The sequence below is a fragment of the Streptomyces sp. NPDC107562 genome (assembly GCF_055657325.1).
On the sequence record NZ_JBVKBE010000001.1, the window covers coordinates 1,232,835 to 1,251,640 of the forward strand.

An 18,806-nucleotide genomic window follows, 5' to 3' on the forward strand; every position below is an offset into this window, starting at 1 on the left:
GGACGGAAGTCGCCAACGTCCGGTGCTGTGTCGCTGATTGTCATGCGTATTGCAACACTCTGTTACTCGGTGGTGTACTTGGCCGCCTTGGATGATCTAGGGGGTGTGGGTGCGAACCACAGGGTCGTCAGTCAGTTCTGTATCGCCTTACGGGCGCCTGACGTATCGGGGCGCCGATGTCTGCAGCGCCGGCTGACGGCGGACGCCGAAGTCGGCGCGGTTTCGCCTACCAAGACGCGGTGACGCTTCTGGACTGCCTCGACATGCATGAGGGCATGTGGACTCAGGTCTCTTGGGAGGACCTGGAAGACATCGTCTGCAAGAACGGTGACGCGCCCGCATACCGCCAGGTGAAGACCATCGAGGAAGCCGGCAAGCGGCACAGTGTCGCCAACGTGTGTGCACCGGAGGTTCCGAAGAAGCCAGAGACGAGCTACTTGGGAAAACTGTTCCTCGGGAAACCTCTTCCAGCCGAGACTCGGTTCACCTTCATCGTCAACGAGAGTCCGCACGTCGACTTCCACGCTTTCGTCGTCGATCGCGGACAGCAGCGTGGTCCTGTCCCGTTGAAGATTCGCGATGACATCATTGTTCGGCTCAACGGCGTGGATCTTCCCGAAGGCCGCGACATCGGCTGGTGCGTCGACCGTCTTGAGGTCCTTGTTGAGGGCCGCACGATCGAGCAGGTTGAGGACAGGGCTCTACGTCGGCTCGGGCCGATCGTGACGAAGATTCTGGGGCAGCCGCCCATGACTACTGACATCGAAGACGTCCTGGTCTGGCTCGGAGTTCGCATCGCACGCGATGCGTTTGCTCCAGTGCCACGCCAGGTGGGCATCCGTGACTTCCAGGACATGCTTCATGATGCGATTACACGGGCGACCGGGCGAAGGCCAGACGGAAGCACTGCGCCTCTCACGAAACTCACTGAGAAGCTCGCGGTCGCCGGGGTCCCGGCAGACGAGGCGGTAGGGCATCTGGACAACGCGCTGAAGTACCGTCGTGCCTGGCGTGCCAGCCTCGGTCCAGCCCGCGAGGCGATGGACGCCTTCGCCGACGAAGTCCACGCCATCTGCTCACGCGTCATGGCTGAACGACGCGCCGGACGCATCCCCGCCGGCTCAGAGGCATACTTCGAGACCCTGACCCGCGTGGAAGGCCTTCCCGCGGTGAGTAGTGGCACCGTGTCCCTCGCTCGAGCTCATGCCGTACTTGCGGACATCACCGCTCGCTGTCAGAACCGGTACGCCGATGCTTCATAGCATCGGCGCGAGCGCCGTCCCGCCGCCCCACCGGCCATGGGACCCCGACGACTCGCCGGACTTTCACGCCTCTCGGTTACTGCTCCTGGTTGCCGAGTGCGGCAGTGCCCCCGGTCCTCATATCGCTGGCCGCACCAAGCTCGCGAAGCTCGACTTCTTCCTGCGCTACCCGGCTTTCCTCGAGCGCGCGCACAGGGAGCTCGCCGACACCCTGAGTGGACAGGGCGCTTTTCGTGCATCGATGCCCGAGGAAGTAGAGGCCCCGATGATCCGGTACCGGTTTGGTCCCTGGGATCCCCGCTACCGCCAGTTCCTGGCCTTCCTCATGGCCCGCGGTCTCATCACCATCACCACCAGCCATAGACCAGAGCGCGTCCGATTGACCTCGGCCGGAAAGCGAGCGGCCGCAGCGCTGGCGGACATGGACGAGTTCCACCCCATCGTCACTCGATGCCGCGCCATGAGGGACAACCTGGCGCAGTGGTCCGGGACCGATCTCAAGAACCTCGTCTACCAACTCTTCCCCGAGGAAGTGGCGGACCTCGCCTACAACCAGGAGATCAGGCCATGACGACGCCCCCGACACCCATCCGCAAAGGGCTACGAGTCGAGTCGGTCACGCTGGTGCACACGTCGGGCGAGATGGATACGTACGCGTTCAACACCGCCGGCCTCAGTATTCTGTCTGGCGTCAGGAACAGCTCGAAGACCACCACGCTCAAGGCCATCGACTACTGTCTCGGCAACCGGGACAGCCCGACCGAGGCCCTGAAGGCGGCCGTCGCCGACGAGTACGTAGAGGTCAGCATCGAACTGACCCTGGACGGCACTCCAACGGAAATCCGGCGCAGCCTCCAGTACGGGCGCCAGAACAAGGTCGTCCTGGACGGCTACGAATTCCCTGTCGGCGAGTTCTCCGACCGCATCCTGCACAAGCTTGGCTGGCCGATCCTTGGTATTCCCAAAGGTATCCAGGCCACCACCGCCACCGAGCTCACACCTCTGACGTTCCGCAGCGTGCTGCGCCACATCTACCGCAACGAGGACTCGTGGACTCAGTTCGCTGACAAGGAACAAGAGTTCCTGAGGCGAGCCGTCATCAGCTACCTCTTGGGTTTCGCCCCGACCAGGTACAGCAACCACGACTTCGAGCTTGCGGCAGCACAACGCCGACTCGCACAGGCGCAGGCGGCCGAACGAGAGGTGCATGACAGCACAGACCGAGCCGTCGCAGCCGTCTGCGAGAACCTGCAGCTGCCAACACCCAGGAGCGAGCAGCAGGTCAACTCCATCAGAACCGACTTGCGGGCCGAGCTCGACGCGGTTGTCAGGCAACGTTCCCAGCTGACCCGCGAAGTGGAGCAGCTTGTTGCTGGACGACGCCAAGAAGGCGACGCCGGGGCAGTGAGCCATGGCTACGACGCCACCTTGTCGCAGCAGTACGAGCAGGCGACCCAGAACCTCACGAGCACCGCCGAGACCGTCGCCGGCCTAGAGCAGGTCCTGACTGCCCACATGCAGTCTCACAACACGGTCCGGGCAGAGATCGCCCGCATGGAACGCCTTCTCGCCTCCGTCGACATCTTCGACAGCCTGCCGGTGCGCCTGTGTCCTGCCTGCGAGCAGAAAATCGACATCCATCGCGATCACCCAGAGGGCACTTGCTACGTCTGCACCCAGCCAGTGACCGAGGACCAGCGCAGACGACGCGGAGAACTAGAGAAGCGGTCCCTGGCCGCAGAGGCCGACGACCTCCAGGAAGTCATCGCCCGAACCAGCCACGACCTCGACCAAGCAAAAACCGACCACCGGCACGCCCAGAGCACCCATCAAGACATCGCCAGGCAGCTGAACGTCGACCGGGCGGCCCGCCTCGCACCGTTCATGGCCAGACTCGAAGAGATGGCCGCCCAGACCGCCGCCCTGGAACAAAAACTCATGGCGCTGCCCGCCATCGAGCAGATGCTCACCCGCAAGACTGCCGCCACGCAGACGAGCCAGGCGGCCGAAGACAGACTGAACCGACTGAAGCAGCAACTCGATGAAACCCCCACCACAGGGATAACGCCCATCGACCGCTGCGCCCTGTTCGCTGATCGGATGAACGAATTCCTCAACCGCCACCGCGACGATGTCTGGGTGGCAGGGAATGTGGCGATCAGCGCGGACGACCTGACCTTCTACGTCGGGACCCGCCCCTGGAGCCAAGTTCTCGGAGCCGAAGCGCGAGTGCTGTTCTTCCTCGCCTACAGCAGGGCCCTACTGTTCCTGGCCAGGGACCTGGGGGACGACTGCCCTTACCCGGGATTCCTCATGCTCGACAACCCCTTCCAGCAGGGAATCGCAAGCGACGTCGTTCACGAAGTCCTCCGTGACATTGCCGATGCCGCCCAAGCCACCGGCGCACAGGTGATTTCCACGCAGGCCGTACCAGTACCACGTCTCTCCCCTGGCATCGAACAGATCATTATGCCGAACACCTACATCGGCGAACCCGAGGGCTGACGGCCGCATCTGGACAAGGAGGGGCAGGCCGCCTGGCGCTCCACGACCGGCTTCCTTCTGTCCTGACTTACGCCCATTCGACACCCAACTTTCGGAGCGCGACAAGCTGTTCTTCGGTGAGCTTGTCCCGCCTGGCCTTGGTATTGCTGTACCAGATGCCGAGCTTGGTTTCGGTCCCGTCGGGCAAGGTCTCCACCGCCTTCCGGGGTACAGGCCGATGGCCTTCCCGTTCAACCCACTGCGCGAGGGCCGCCAGGCCCCGCTGGAACGCCTGCTGGGCCTTGCCCTGGCCCTACCGCACCCTTGGCGGCCGGGGCGGGAGACGGCGCCTCAGCGGGCGTGATGCCGAGCTGGGACAGCCGCTCCTGCTGCTCGGGCAGGAGCCGCGCCCAGATGGCCGGCTGCTTCTGCTGCTGGAGCCACTTGCCGATGTCGTCGCCGCCATGAGCACGCCGGGTGCGATGTCGGACAGCTGGCCGTCGGCGTCGACGAGGTCGGCGAGGACGCAGTAGTGGCGTTGCCAGTCCAGCGGCCATGGGCAGTTCCAGTCCGGGTCGATCTCCGTCAGCTGCGCTGCGCGCACTGCGGCCCGCTCCGGGTCCTTGCCCAGGCCGGTCTTCGAGCCTTTGCGTCGGAGGTTGGCCATGTGGTGCCCGATGGGCACCATCGCTTCGCCCTCGCCCCACACCGCGTCCTGACGCGGCGCGAGGTGCCCGGTCGGCCGCCGGTAGGACCGCAGCGCGGCGAGCTTGGCCTCCCACGCCTCCTCGCCAGGCTCCCAGACCATCCCAGCCTCCGGCGCGTCCAGGAGGACCTTGCGCCGGTCCTCCAGCTCACCCGCCCGCAGGGCCTTGCGCTGCTGGTGCACCCACCGCCCCAGCGGAAACGCCTTCGTCGCCCCGACCTCGACCTCTACGTCGTAGGGCACGGCGTAGACGCCGGTGATCTCGTTCTCCGCCCGCCACCGCAGCAGGGCCTGGTAGCCCTCCAGCCACACCAGCGACTCCGGCCGGTAGACCCGGGTGCGCAGGAACGCGGCGATCGTCGCCGCGTCGCGGGGAGAGGAGAAGTGCAGCAGGGCGGACTCTGCAGCGGCGTCGGTGTCGTCCTGCTCCTGGTCCTCGAGGTCGCCCTCGCCGCCGGTCCCGACGATCTGCCCGTCCTCATCGCGCTGGAGGTGGACCTTGCGCTTGCCGCTGGTGAGGGCGCGGGAGGCGAGCTGCTCGACGAGTCGTTCATCATGACTGCGCAGGCCTTGCAAAACGGCTACAAGGGGGCGGAACGAGGAGCTGGCGACCATGTCGGTCGGGTCCTCGCCGGGCTCCAGGAATACCTGCACGATGATCCTGGCGACCTTGGTGGAGCCGTCCTTGTTGAGGCGGAGCGCGCGGCCGATGTTCTGGACGATCTCCACCTGGGAGCCGCGGGTGTCCGCGAAGCAGATCGCTTCCACGCCACGCTCGCCGGTGATGTCGATTATCTGGAGCTGAGTGTGCGGTCGGTGTGTTCGGTCTGTTTGCTGTGCCTGGAGTGTTGCGGTGCCGGTGCCGAGCTCACGGGATCTGGGCGGCGGCTTGGCGGACTCGTGCGCTGTTGTCTGTGCGGAGTTGTTCGGTGACGTCCTGGTACCTGAGGCGCTCGTCTGTGGGGAGTTCGGTGAGGGTGTGGGCCAGGTTGTGGCGTACGCCTGTGTCGGAGTCCTTGGCGAAGACGCGTGCCAGGTCCGGGTCCCGGTGTGCGGCGCGGCCCCAACAGATCACGGCGGTCTGCCGCAAGAGCGGTGAGGGGTGGGTGGCTATCAGGGACGTCTGTGCGGGGGCGAGGAGGTCGAGTGCGAGCACTGTCTGTGCCTGCAGCCAGCTGTGGCCTCGGTTCTGCTCGTGGCGGGTCAGCTGGGGGAGTAGGCGCTGTTCGACGCGGATGGCTTGCTCGGTGGTGGTGGCGAAGACGGCGGCTGCGTGCAGGATCTCTGCAGGCAGCCGCCAATCACCTCCCGTGTTGATCTTGAAGCGGCTCAGGGGGTGCTGGGTGCGTCGTTCGAAGGCGTCGGACGGGTGCTCTCCAGGATCTTGGTACAGGCCTATGAGTCGTTCGAACATGTCGTCTCGCATAGGTGTCGGCAGGGCTTCAGCGAGGATGGACAGGGCGCGAGCGGCCTCGGAGCGTCGGTCGGCCATGTCGCTGCGGTCTTCGGCCCACAGCAGCAGGTGTGCTGCGACGCGTTCACGCATGAGTCTGGTCGGCTCGGTGTCCAGGTTGCTCTGATCGTCGGAGCACGCCATGAGGAATGCTGCGCACTGCCGCGCGGTGGTTCCCATGGAATAGAAGGGGTGGACGGTCCCTACTGGTTCGGCCAGCACGGTGTCGGCCAGTTCCCGCGCAGTTTCGGTGACAGACGAGTCGTCCACCTGCCAGCTGGCCAGGAGAACCGCGGCGCCGCGGTGCCCGTTCTGCGCCTGTTCGCGTACCACTGGCACGGCGGCCGACAGATGTGCCCCAAGGCCGGCGAGCAGGCTCTCGGCGCCATGTACGTCGAGTCTCCAGGCTTGCAGCAGAGCTTGGATGGCTTGGTCTGCTACCGGCAGTTCGGCCTTGATGCAGGAACCGAGGAAGGACAGCATCTGCTCGTCGGTGAACCGGTAGGTGTTCGGTTCCCTGGGGATCCATTCGACCAGCAAGGGCAGGACCTGCTGCGCTGCCTCCACTGGCAGCCGTTCTTCGAGTGCTCCGAGTGCTCCGAGTGCTTCCTTAACTGGATCGCTGCCCGTCAGCCCCGACTGCGGGCCTGTGGTGACGATGTCCGCCAGGCGTGCGGTGATGCCCGGGACGGCGTTGTCCGGGATCAGGTCCGCCTGCTGGCCGGTCACCGCCGCGGCTGCGCCGCATACCCACCGTGCCTGCACCTGTAGCAAGCCGCGCACATCGATGAACTCGGGTACCGACTCGGCGGCGGACCGCGCGTCCTTCCTACGGCCGGCGAGGATGAAGTGATGCACGGCACGCTTCGCTTCTCCGGCACGGTTGAAAACCTCGCCGTAGCGCTGGTAAGCGAGGAGTTCATCGGTCAAGGCACCGGATATCCGGTCCTGCCACAGCCACTGGTGTGAGGCGCGTGAAGCGTCCGGCAGCTTGCCGTCGGCCAGAGCTTCCAACGCGCTGACGGCCGGGTCGAAGGAGAGGTCGATGAGCCGCGCGCCCTTGGCGCCGACCGTGCGGGCCGGATGCATGGCCCGCGACGATTCCCCGAAACCGAGGCTGTACTGGTCGGACAGGTAGGAGATGGCCCGCAGGGCGTGCCGGACATCGCCTCCCAGGCCCTCGCGCGTCGCAGCCAGTACGGCGCGCCGGTACGCCTCGATGGCTTAGTCTCCCAGGTCAGCCAGGGCCAAGGCGCGTCCGCGGCGCATGTGCACCAATACCGCGAACCGTTCCGGTATGCGGCCGCCCAGCGCACGCCGGTCAAGGTCGGCATAGGCCTCATCCGGGCTCTGGCCGGAGCGGACGGCCAGGTCTGCCAGACAGCATTCCAGCCGAACACGCAAAAGACCTGTCTGGGAAGCGACGAGTCCGGCAGCCAGATCGGACAGCCCCGCCGGATCATCGTCAGGATCTTCGTCGACCACGATCTGCTCGATGACCGCCAGTACCAAGCGGGCCGCCAAGGGCTCACCGGCCTGGACCACAGTCTCAAGGGCGGCGGTCACCGGTGCGAGGTCATAGCCGTATTCGAACCAGTCCGCCAGCGCCTTCAAAACCACATAGGTGTCGGGTGCCGTGCCCCCAGCGTCGGAAGCCAGCCGCTCCAGTTGGTTCTCTAGGAAGACGCGGTCCCCGGCCTCGTACCGGTCCAACAGCAGCTCCGCCGCAACAGCGAATGCCGCACCGTTCTGACCGGCAGACGCCAGCAGGTCGCGCTGCCGAGTGCGCAGCTGGCCAGCATGCCCCGTAAATGACACTCGTTCCAGCTCCTGGGCCAGTTCACCGAAGAGTTCGGCAGCTGGCGCAGGTTCCGTATCCGCGAGGTGCTGGGCACGCTGCAGAGCATCGGACAGCCCCATGTGCTCAAGCGGATCGTTGAGAAGCGCATACCCGTGCGGCAGGGACGGAACCGGGGGGCTCTCCACCCCACAGAATGCCTTGGCCCACTCCGGACCGAACACGCCCGCGACAAGATGCGGGCGCTCCCGCAGGAACCGAGACAGGGCGCCTGCGTCGTACAGATCGATTTCTATGTCGCCCTGGTACTCCTCCTTCAGGGCAACGAGCTCGTCCTCCACCTTCGTGTCGTCGACGACGCACCCTGCTGCCAGAACGAAGCGCACCGCGTCGAACCGTCGCTCGGACCATCCCTCCTCAGGAGTGGTCGCGCGGGGTGGGCCAGTGAAGTCGGTGACGGCGGCACGGAGTGCGGGCGCGGAGAGGGAGACGATCCTGCGCACCTGGTAGACGTGCGTCTTCCCTTTCTTCCTGCCGATGAGGTCGAGTCCGCCTTGGTCCTGTCCGGATCGGCCGTAACCGCGGATGTCGTTCATGCCGTCGACAAGCCACATGACCTCGCCGACCACACGCTCGAACACGGGTGGTGAGAGCTGTCCGAAGGGCAGCACGTCGGGAGCTGAAAACGGCGGCGTGAGAGCGATCTCATTACGTCGGCTGACAAGTGTGCTCAGACGGACTTCCTCTGAGGGCAGTTCAAAACCCATCCAGCACCCCCTACTTACCGCCTACCTGCAGGCGCTTGTGCAACTCAGGCACAGGGATTATCCATAGTGCGCAGGCCTGTGCGACGTGTTTGGCGTGGATGTCACCTGGCCGTATGACCGTCTGACGGTCCGCGCCTCGGTGGCCGACGGGGCTTGGTTGTGTTTGGTGGGTGGAGCAGAGCTATGTGGCGGAGTGCTCGGTCTCTCCGGTGACTGGTGTGGAGCGGTGGGTGGTGGCCGACGAACGCACCTACGACCTGCATGCCGAGGCGTGTGCGTTTCTGGCCGGGTTGCGCAGCAAGGACCGCTCGCCGAACACGGAACGGGTCTACGCGGGCCGTGTCGCCCTCTATCTGAACTACGGGACTGTAAGAAAAACGGCTCTGTCTCACATTCGGTGGTGACAGAGAGTCATACCGCAGAAACGGCCCTGAAGTGCTCTCTTGCAGACCGAGGGAGACACTCCCGGGGTCCTGGGCGACGTCCCATGAAGCTACTCCGCGCGGGCTCAGGGTGCGTCATCTATGGATCGACCTGCGGTTATCACTTTACGTATTCGAGATCACCAGGAGTTACCACCGAATGTGAGACAGAGCCGTCTACTGGACAGACGCTGCTGCCGCGCACCGTTGGGTGCGCGGCAGCAGTGAGGTGGCGTCCCGCTTTGGCGGCAGACTTTTGCTGCTGTTTCGTCTAGCTGAGTGCTTGGAAGCCGAGCCAGCCGTTGGTGCCTACGGCGGTGGGTGTGCCGTGGCCGGTGGTGGTGATGGTCGGGTAGAAGTAGAGGCCTTTTCCGGTGTCGGGGCTGGTGACCCACAGGTCGGGTGTGCCGTTGTTGTCGGCGTCTGCGGGTGAGGTGATCAGCGGCCGGTTCGTCGGGCCCCAGTTGGAGCCGATCTGGAGGCGGGTGGGGCCTTGGCCGAGGCCTTCGCCGGCGGGGCCGGTGCCGGGGTAGAGGTAGAGGTCTCCGGTGGTTCTGTTGCGGGCGAGGATGTCGACGTGGCCGTTGTCGTCGACATCGCCGGGGGCGATGAGGTCGTAGCCGGACCAGCTGCGGGCCCCGACGAGGACGGGTTCCTGTGTTTCGTCGAGGTGGTAGCTGCCGGCTCCGAAGTAGAGCCAGAGGAGTTCGCCGTCCTTGACGAGGAGGTCGGGGAAGCCGGGTACGTCCGTGGTTCCGTCGCCGTCGACGTCCAGAGGGCCGTCGACGTCGCCGAGGGCGATGACCTGGTCGGCGTTTTGCCAGTGGTTGTTCGCCGGGTCGTAGACGGCGAGTTCCTGCTTGTCTGTGGCGCAGGCGGCGCTGCCGGCGGGGTCTTGTTCGCCGCTGGTGGTGCAGGCGTAGCCGTAGCCGTTGTTGGGGTAGAGCTGGAGCGTTTTGCCACCGGTGGTGCCTTGGAGGGCGATGAGGTCTTCGTATCCATCGTCGGTCCAGTCGCCGCGGTGGGTGATGGAGGCGCCGTCGAAGGTGGTGGAGCTGGCGACGGAGTAGACGCTGACGGTGCCGTCGCCGGTGCCGGAGTACCGCCACAGCGGGCCGTCGGTGCGCACCGCGTACATGTCGCTGTTGCCGTCGCCGTTGAGGTCGCCGGGCTGGTCGGCGATGTTGGGGCTGTTGACGTAGAAGAGGTATGCGGTGCGGTCGGAGGGGTTGCCGCCGGCGTCGATACTGCGGGCGTACAGGATGTGGGAGCCGGCCGAAGTCGGCGTCACTTTGACGTCCTTCGGTCCGCCCGGTGCGGCGGGGGTGGCGGTGCGTACGGTGAGGTCCCAGTCGGTCCAGTACTCGTACTTCCTGACGTCGGTGACGCCTGCGCTGCTGAGGGTGAAGGTTCCCTCGGTGCGGACGGTTCCTGTGCCGGTGGGCCAGCCGTCGCTTCCGTCGGGGAACTGCGTGGAGGTCACGCCGGGCGGGCTGGAGGGGCGGGTGGAGTCGAAGCCGAAGTTGCAGGTGGTGGCCGGGGTCCAGGCGGAATAGTTGTCGCCGTCGTAGGCACGCACCTTCCAGGCGAAGACGCCGCCCGCCACTGCTTCCCTCGCGGCGAGGGTGGCTTTGGGGACGCGCGCCTTGGCGACGGTGCCCGACGTCGCGGCGACGGAGGCGTTGTAGATCTCGGCGCCGCCGGAGCGGTCGTTGTACCCCCACAGCCGGAACTCGGCCCGCACGGTCCCGCCGTCACCGTCGCCGACCTTGGCCGTGAGGTAGATGTCGGTGTTGCCGATCACCGTGTACGGGGCGGCGGTGTCACAGCCGCCGGAACTGGGGGAGGTGTCCAGTCCCGTCGGCACGTTCGGCACGGTGTTGTACGTCGTGGACAGCACGGCCGATTTGGCGTCGAACTTCTTCCACCCGTAGACGTCGGACTCGTCCGCTGCCTCCAGGAGCAGGGCGATGGTGTGCCAGTGGTTGGCGGCCGCGCTCTTGGCCGCCGCCGTGGTGTCGAAGGCCAGGTTGCCGGCCGGGCAGTTCGATCCCCAGCCCTTTGTGTCGTCCGTGCTGTCCAGCATGGACGCCTTGCTGGGCTGGCTGTTCCATGTGGTGGCGGAGTCGAACACGCCGGTGCGCCAGAGCTCCACCACCCGCTTGGTGCAGGACCAGGACCAGGTGTTCTTGATCCGGAACGTGGAGTCGGTGATGACCTTGTTGGTGTTCCAGAGGTTCTTGGTGTTCATGCGGAAGTAGGAGCGGGTGATGCCGTTGGTCTCGTTCTCGTAGCCGACGCGGGCTGTGGTGGTGCCCTTGGTGCCGTCGGAGTTGATCCAGCCTGCTCCGTTGTAGAAGGAGCTGTTCGGGTTCCGCTTGTCGACGATGGTCCAGGAGTATCTTGAGCCGCTGATCGACGGGTCGATGTAGACCGGGTACTGCGTGTTGTCGCCGGTCAGCAGGTCCTGATCAGGGGTGAGCGTCAGGGTTTTGCCGTCCGTGTCGACCGGGACGGGTGCCTGCTGGCTGCCTGGGGGCGGGGTGAAGTCACCGTCATCCGCGGGGCCGGCGGCCGTGCTGCCCGCGAGTGAGGCGAGGGTCTGCCCTGCCACCGTTGCCGGTGTGGCGGGGTCGGTGGTGCTGTCCCACATACGGGGTGCCGGGCCGGTGAAGACTTCCTGTCCGGCAGGATTGAGGGCGCGCAGGTTGTCCGCCCCGTCCTCCTCGAGTTCGACGCCGTCGCCGTCGACCCCGTACTCAAGCTGCTGCAGCGCAGGGTTGGCGGCGGCTTCGGCTGTCTTGACGACCAGGACCTGGCCGAAGCCCGTGGGGGTGGCGTGCAGCTTGAGGTCGACGCCGGGCAGGACCTCGCGGTAGGTGGCGGTCTCGCCCGCGATATCGGGAACGGGCAGGGTCCCGGGCCAGGAGAAGGCGAGGCTGCGGCCATCGCGGCTGACCGTGGCCATGGGGGTGGTGCCGCCGTCGGAGAAGGTGACCCCGACTTCGGTGGCCCTGGTCTGGAAGCCGTCGGCGGTGGCCTGCAGAGTGGGGTCGATGTCGACGAGTTCCTGCCCCTTGCGCACCCATTGGGGCAGTGCGTAGCGCTCTTCGGTGAAGGAACCGCTGGGGTTGGCGAAGACCTGCGAGGTCTCCGTGCGCTGCCCCAGGATTTCGACCGGCTCGCCCGTCTCCTTCGCCTCGGCGAGTGCCGTGCTGCTCTGGGCATCGATGGATGCGACGGGCTGTTGGGCGGTGGGCGCCGGCGATGCGGCACGTGCGGTGTGGGGCAGCAGCTGGATCGGAGTGAGCACCATCGCGGCGAGTGCGATGGCAGCGGTACCTGTCCGGCTTAGCCGTCTCTTGCTGCGGTGAGCCAGTCTCACAGTGCGGTTTCCCCTCCCTGGTGGCGATGCAACTACGCACCGTAGAGAGCGGAGTGATCGCGGAACAAGCCTTTTCCACCGCGTGCCGTCATTCCGGTTTCGCATTCATCACCGAATTGCAAGAATGAGCGGTTTCATGTCTTTTACACCCATTTTTATGGACGAATAGAAAAGATGGAGTGGCGAATTTGTGTTCGCCCTCTGCCGCTGATCGGCAACTCGGTGTTACGTTCCCGTTGATCTACGTTCAGATCGAGTTCCTGACGACTTCCCAGGGGGGGAATTTTGTCCGGTCTGCCGGGTAGGGCTGCCCATCAAGCTCGTTCTTTGCGGCGCCGCAGACGTCTGGTGCGCAGTGTTGCCGTCACCGTGGCCGGCTACCTGGCCATCGGCCTGCTTACCGAACCGGTAGCCGCGGCAGCGGAACTGACGCTGCGTGAGCTGCGTAAGCCCGAACCCGTGCCGACCATGGAAATCCAGCCACATAAAATTAGCCGTCCTGACCAGACGCGCCCTTCACAGGCCGCGCCGAGGGCGATATGGCCGAGTGCCGGCAGTACGACGGTTGCCCTTCCGGCGGCTGGGCGAACAGCGGCTGCTACCCCCTCCATACGCATCGGTAAAAGCACCCGGAAATCTGAAAAAGCCTCCAGCCCCAGTAACGCCCAGGTGCAGGTTCTGAGCCGTGCGACGGCGGAATCCCTTGGGGTGGACGGTGTGGTTCTGGCCGTCCGTTCGGCGGACGGATCTGCCGGCCCTGTCAACGTTGAGGTGGACTACTCGGGTTTCCGTCACGCTTACGGTGGGGACTGGGCATCCCGGCTGACGCTCAAGCAGCTGCCGTCCTGCGTGCTGACCGCACCGGCCGGCACTGCCTGCAGCAAGGCCACGGACTTGCCCGCCCGCAACGACAACGAATACGCCACCGTCGGCGCCGTGGTGAACCTGCCGAGTTCGACCCCTGCGGCTACGGCCTCCGCGCCGGTCGCGTCGGCTCCTTCCGCCCGGTCGGCCAGCGGTATGGCTGCTGCTCCCGGCACGGTGCTGCTGGCAGTGACAGCCGCGGCGTCAGGCGCGGGCGGCGACTTCAAAGCCAGCCCCCTTGCGCCCTCGGCTGCCTGGTCCGCGGGCGGCTCCAGCGGTGCCTTCACCTGGAGCTACGACCTCGATACTCCGGGAGTAGCCGCCGGCCCTGGCCCGGACCTTAGCCTGTCCTACAGCTCCCAGGCCGTCGACGGGCGCACCGCTGCGACCAACAACCAGGCCAACTGGGTCGGTGACGGCTGGTCACTGGGCGTCGGATCCATCGAACGGCGCTACATCGCCTGCTCGGAAGACACCACCGGCAGCAACGGAACAGCCAAGAGCGCCGACCAGTGCTGGAAGACCGACAACGCTGTCCTCACCCTGAACGGACAGTCCAGTGTCCTGGTCAAGGACAAGGACTCCGGCGAGTGGCACCTGGAGGACGACGACGGCACCAAGGTCGAGAAGCTCGCCGAAACCGCCCGCGAAAACGGCGACAACAACGGCGAGTACTGGCTGGTTACCACCCCCGACGGAACCCAGTACCACTTCGGCTACAACCGGCTGCCCGGCTACTCGACCGGCAAGACGGAGACCAACTCCACCTGGACCGTCCCCGTGTTCGGCAACCAGAACGATGAGCCGTGCCACGCCACCGCCTACAAGGACTCCTGGTGCCAGCAGGCCTGGCGGTGGAACCTGGACTACGTCGTCACCCCGCACGGCGACGCCACGGCCTACTACTGGAAGAAGGAAGCCAACTACTACGGCCGCAACGTCAACCCCGACACCGGCGCCTCCACCGCCACCGTCTACGACCGCGGCGGCTACCTCGACCACATCGACTACGGCCTGCGCTCCAACACCGTCTACACCCAGAAAGCAGCAGGTCAGGTCTCCTTCACCGTCGACGAGCGCTGCCTCGCCGACTGCGGCACCTTCGACTCCGCACACGCCAAGAACTGGCCCGACGTCCCCTTCGACCGGCACTGCGCCTCCGGCCAGGAATGCACCAACCGGTTCTCGCCGTCCTTCTGGACCCGCAAGCGCCTGACCCAGGTCGACACCAGCATCCTGACCGGCGGCACCTACAAGCCGGTCGACACCTGGAAACTCACCCACGAGTTCCCGCCCACCGGTGACGGCACCGACCCCGCCCTGTGGCTGTCGTCCATCACCCGCACCGGCCACACCGGCACCGGCGACCTCACCATGCCCGCAGTGACCTTCAGCGGCCAGCAGCTGCCCAACCGCGTCGAAGGCGCCACCACCGGCGGATCCCCCGACCCGGTACCTCCGCTGACGCGCTACCGCGTCTACGGCATCAACACCGAGACCGGCTCCACCATCGGCGTCACCTACTCCCAGACCGACTGCAAGGCCGGCGACGTCCCCACACCCGCGTCGAACACCCGCCGCTGCTACCCCGTCATCTGGTCACCCCCGGACGCCCCGGCCTCCGACTACGAGCCCTACCTGGACTGGTTCCACACCTACGTCGCCACCCAGGTCCTGGAGAGCGACAACACCGGCGGCGCACCGATCAAGCAGACCGACTACAGCTACCTGGGCGGCATGGCCTGGGGCAAAGACGAGGACGAGTTCACCAAGCCGGCCGAACTCACCTACGGCGACCGTGAGGGCTTCGGCCGCGTCCAGGTCCGCACCGGATCCCCCATCGAGGGCACACGTTCCCTCGAGGAGCACCGCTACTTCCGCGGCATCACCGGCGCCAAGGTCACCGACCACGAAGGCAACGAAGTCACCGACCACCCCGCCTTCGCCGGCATGCCCCGCGAGCACGCCATCTACAGCGAGCACGGCGGCACCGTGCAAAAGACCGTCAGCTACACACCCTGGCGCTCCGCCGCCACCGCCACCCAGACCCGCACGGGCCTGAGCGCACTGGAGGCATACGCCACCGGCACCGCACAGGAAAAAACCCGCACCGCCGTCGGCACCGGCTGGCGCGCGGCCCAGGTCATCCGGACTTTCGACGGCCACGGCAAGGTCCTCACCGAGTCCGACCTCGGCGACCTCGCCAAGAGTGGCGACGAGGAATGCACCACCACCTCCTACGCCGCATCCTCCACCGGCATCCTCGACCTGCCCAAGGAGGTCAGGAACGTCGCGGTCGCCTGCGACAAGACACCCTCACTTCCCGCCGACCTGATATCCGTCGCCCGCTACTACTACGACGGCGCCACCAGCCTCGACGCCCCGGCCACCAAGGGTGACGTCACCCGGCTCGACGAACAGGACGCCAAGGGCACCGGCTACCTCACCACCGCACGCCACACCTACGACCAGCACGGCCGCGAACTGACCGACACCAACGCCGCCAACATCACTAGCACCACCGCCTACAACCCGACCACCATCGAAGCACCCCTGTCCAAGTCAGAGACCAACACCCTCAACCACACGGTCACCACCCACTACGACCCCACACGCGGGGCGACGACCGCCGCCGTGGACGCCAACGGCAAGCGCACCGACGCGGTCCTTGACGGCCTCGGCCGCACCCTCAAGGTGTGGAAGGCGGGCTGGTCCAAGACCGACCACCCCGACCAGCCCAGCACCGAATTCACGTACACGATCTCCAAGACCGCACCCAACGCGGTGGCGACGAAGGCGCTGCAGCACGACGGCACCTACGTCACCAGCTTCCAGATCTACGACGGTCTGCTGCGTGAACGCGCGACCCAGGCACGTGCGTACGGCACCACCAACCGGGTCGTGACCGAGACCCGCTACGACAGCCGCGGCCTGCCGCACAAGGCATACAGCGCCTACTACGCGGAGGGCGCACCGGCCGCCGACCTCACCGGAGCCGCCGACAACACGGTGCCCGCCATGGTGGAGAACCTCTACGACGGCCAGGGCCGCGTCACCGACGCCATCGCCCGCCACTACGGCGACGAGGAATACCGCACCAAGACCGTCCACGCCGGTGACCGGACGACCGTCATTCCGCCCACCGGCGGTACCGCCACCACGACCGTCACCGATGTCCGCGGCCGCACCACCGAACGGCTGCAATACATAAACGCCGCACGCACCGAGTATCAAACGACGCGCTACACCTACGGCAAGTACGACGAACCGGACACCGTCACAGACCCGGCCGGCAACACCTGGGACTACACCTTCGACGCCCGCGGTCAGAAAACCGACGCCGACGACCCCGACAAGGGCAAGTCCCACACCGACTACGACAACCTCGGCAACCCCACCGCCGTCACCGACGCCCGCGGCATCACCCTCACCACCAGCTACGACGACCTCGGCCGCCAGCGCACCCTGAAAAAGGGCAGCACGCTACTCGCCGAGTGGACCTACGACACCGTCGCCAAGGGGCAGCCCTCCGCCAGCACCCGCTACATCGACGGCCAGGCCTACACCACAGCTACCACCGCCTACACCGACGACTACCAGCCCGCCACCAGCACCGTCACCATTCCCGCAGGTGCGGGCTCCCTGGCCGGCACGTACACCTGGACCTTCGGCTACAACACCTACACCGGCGCCCAGGAATGGATCCGCCACCCCGCCGTCGGCAACCTCCCCAGCGAACGCCAGACCACCATCTACGGCCACCTCAGCCTCCCGCAGAAGACCACCGCCGGAGCCGTCAACCTCGTCAACGCCACCCAGTACGACGTCTTCTCCCGCGCCAACCGCCTCGAATTCGGCACCCTCGGTAAAAAGGTCTACCTCACCCGCGACTACGACGAATTCACCGGCCGCCTCACCCGCCAGACCTCCGACCGCGACCTGGCACCCCAGCGCATCGACGACACCACTTACACCTACGACGACGCAGGCAACGTCACCAGCCTCACCACCGCCAGCGGCCAAGACACCCAGCGCACCGTCGACACCCAATGCTTCACCAACGACGCCCTCCAGCGCCTGACCCAAGCCTGGACCACCACCACCGACTGCAACACCGCAGCCACCAGCAGCACCAACGGCGGACCCGACCCCTACTGGCAAAGCTACGCCTACGACGCGATCGGCAACCGCACCCAGCTGACCGACCACCGCACCAGCGCCACCACCACCTACACCCACAACCCCGCAGGCGGCACCGCCCCCCACGCCCCACAGACCGCAACCATCAGCGGCGGACCCAACAACGGACAGACCAGCACCTACGCCTACGACGCGGCCGGCAACACCAAGACCCGCACCATCGCAGCGCGCACCCAGAACCTCACCTGGGACGACGAAGGCCACCTCGCCACCCTCACCGAAGCAGGCAAGACCACCAGCTACCTCTACGACGCCGACGGCAACCGCATGATCGCCCGCGACGCCGACGGCACCCAGACCCTCACCCTGCCCGGCGACAACGAACTCAAGGTCACCCCCACAGGAGTCAAGGAAGGCATCCGCTACTACACCCACGCTGGCGAAACCATCGCCGTAAGGACCAGCAAGGGCTTCTCCTTCCTCCTCAACGACCACCAAGGCACCGCCAGCGCGGCGGTCGCCATGACCACCCTCGCCGTCACCCGCCGCCGCCAGCTCCCGTTCGGCCAGCTCCGCTCCGAACAGAGCGAGACCATGCCCGGCACTCGCACCTTCGTCGGCGGCACCAGCGACCCCACCGGCCTCACCCACCTCGGCGCCCGCGAATACGACCCCACCCTCGGCACCTTCATCTCCGTCGACCCACTCATCGACATCAACGACCCCCTGCAGATGAACGCCTACGCCTACGCCAACAGCCGACCCGTCACCGCATCCGACCCCGACGGACGGATGATCTACGACGACTTCACCGGCCAGGGCTACGGCAACTCCAAAGTCATGAAGAACGCCTACAAGAGTTACGGCTACCTCGACCGCAACGGGCGCACAACCAAGAAGTACAAGCAAAAACTTGCCAGCTACAACAATTCTTGGAATTCCTACTACCAGTCAAGCTATTACAAGAAGCAGCAAAAGGCAGCGAATTCAAAGCCTCAGGCTAACGTCCAGAAGAAAGCCGAAGAGGCGCAGCGTCGCAAAGATGGCATCTGGGGCAGTATCAAGAAGGGTAACTGGGGTAACGCTTGGCAGAATACGAAGGAATCGAAACTTGGGAATGCTGTACGTGGTGCCGCAGATTGGGTTTGGGATAACCGGGGGAATATCGTGAAAGTCGCTGCGGGTGCCGCATTTGTTGCATGCACCGTCGGCACGGCGGGAGCTTGCGCTCCCGTAGCTGCAACGGCGTTCGCTCTTTCCGTCGGGAACCGCAGCATCAACCTTGCCCAGAGCGAAAGAGGAACTAAGGACTGGCTGGCCTTTGGTAGTGGCGTAGCTTTCGATACTGTGGGTTGGCGTGTCAATGCAGTGAGAGAGCCGGCGCTATTCGTTAAGGGTGGTCTACCCTTCCTTTACAACGTGTCCACCCGAGCTGGCCAAAGCCGCCTATACCAGCAGACCAGCGCCCTCGTATGGGGAACGCTAGGCTGGTAGCGCACGCACACATCCAACTTGTGGGTCCTGG

Annotated in this window: 8 protein-coding genes and 1 pseudogene; 5 read left to right on the forward strand and 4 right to left on the reverse strand. The window is 65.9% G+C overall.

The window, feature by feature from the left end:
* The first annotated feature begins 176 nt into the window (after positions 1–176).
* The 3 genes from ACZ7LV_RS05445 (at position 177) to ACZ7LV_RS05455 (ending at position 3,767) form a co-directional block, all read left to right on the forward strand.
* Entirely contained in the window at positions 177–1,262 is a 1,086-nt protein-coding gene (locus ACZ7LV_RS05445; RefSeq protein ID WP_471935890.1) for a dsDNA nuclease domain-containing protein, read from the forward strand.
* A 241-nt stretch (positions 1,263–1,503) separates the two neighbouring features.
* On the forward strand, positions 1,504–1,833 hold the full coding sequence (locus tag ACZ7LV_RS05450; protein ID WP_471935892.1) for a hypothetical protein: 330 nt from the start codon (positions 1,504–1,506) through the stop codon (positions 1,831–1,833).
* On the forward strand, positions 1,830–3,767 hold the full coding sequence (locus ACZ7LV_RS05455; RefSeq protein WP_471935894.1) for a hypothetical protein: 1,938 nt from the start codon (positions 1,830–1,832) through the stop codon (positions 3,765–3,767). The genes ACZ7LV_RS05450 and ACZ7LV_RS05455 overlap by 4 nt, the downstream gene beginning before the upstream one ends.
* Positions 3,768–3,834: 67 nt before the next feature.
* Here ACZ7LV_RS05455 and ACZ7LV_RS05460 read toward each other — a convergent pair.
* The 3 genes and pseudogenes from ACZ7LV_RS05460 to ACZ7LV_RS05470 form a co-directional block, all read right to left on the reverse strand.
* Positions 3,835–5,244: pseudogene (locus ACZ7LV_RS05460) on the reverse strand (helicase associated domain-containing protein); the annotation flags it as partial.
* A gap of 76 nt (positions 5,245–5,320) precedes the next feature.
* Positions 5,321–6,994, reverse strand: a complete 1,674-nt coding sequence (locus ACZ7LV_RS05465; RefSeq protein WP_471935896.1) for a HEAT repeat domain-containing protein — start codon at positions 6,992–6,994, stop codon at positions 5,321–5,323.
* A 135-nt stretch (positions 6,995–7,129) separates the two neighbouring features.
* A complete protein-coding gene (locus ACZ7LV_RS05470) occupies positions 7,130–8,470 on the reverse strand; it encodes a hypothetical protein (protein ID WP_471935898.1) in 1,341 nt (446 codons plus the stop codon).
* Between the two features lie 170 nt (positions 8,471–8,640).
* On the opposite strand from ACZ7LV_RS05470, the gene ACZ7LV_RS05475 reads away from it, so the two are divergent.
* Positions 8,641–8,874 (forward strand): hypothetical protein, encoded by a 234-nt coding sequence (locus tag ACZ7LV_RS05475; RefSeq protein ID WP_471935900.1) that lies wholly within the window; start codon positions 8,641–8,643, stop codon positions 8,872–8,874.
* Positions 8,875–9,163: 289 nt separating this feature from the next.
* Here ACZ7LV_RS05475 and ACZ7LV_RS05480 read toward each other — a convergent pair whose 3' ends face one another.
* Complete coding sequence (locus ACZ7LV_RS05480; RefSeq protein WP_471935902.1) at positions 9,164–12,208, reverse strand: FG-GAP-like repeat-containing protein; 3,045 nt, start codon at positions 12,206–12,208, stop codon at positions 9,164–9,166.
* Positions 12,209–12,646: 438 nt separating this feature from the next.
* Between ACZ7LV_RS05480 and ACZ7LV_RS05485 the strand changes: the two genes are divergently transcribed.
* Positions 12,647–18,775, forward strand: coding sequence for an RHS repeat domain-containing protein (locus ACZ7LV_RS05485; protein WP_471935904.1), 6,129 nt, complete (start codon positions 12,647–12,649; stop codon positions 18,773–18,775).
* Positions 18,776–18,806: the final 31 nt, after the last annotated feature.

What these genes read in the sequence shown, in the direction of transcription:
- ACZ7LV_RS05445 (WP_471935890.1), top strand. Translation starts at nt 177, where the DNA reads ATGTCTGCAGCGCCGGCTGACGGCGGACGCCGAAGTCGGCGCGGTTTC.
- ACZ7LV_RS05450 (WP_471935892.1), top strand. Translation starts at nt 1,504, where the DNA reads ATGCCCGAGGAAGTAGAGGCCCCGATGATCCGGTACCGGTTTGGTCCC.
- ACZ7LV_RS05455 (WP_471935894.1), top strand. Translation starts at nt 1,830, where the DNA reads ATGACGACGCCCCCGACACCCATCCGCAAAGGGCTACGAGTCGAGTCG.
- ACZ7LV_RS05465 (WP_471935896.1), bottom strand. Translation starts at nt 6,994, where the DNA reads ATGCATCCGGCCCGCACGGTCGGCGCCAAGGGCGCGCGGCTCATCGAC.
- ACZ7LV_RS05470 (WP_471935898.1), bottom strand. Translation starts at nt 8,470, where the DNA reads ATGGGTTTTGAACTGCCCTCAGAGGAAGTCCGTCTGAGCACACTTGTC.
- ACZ7LV_RS05480 (WP_471935902.1), bottom strand. Translation starts at nt 12,208, where the DNA reads ATGGTGCTCACTCCGATCCAGCTGCTGCCCCACACCGCACGTGCCGCA.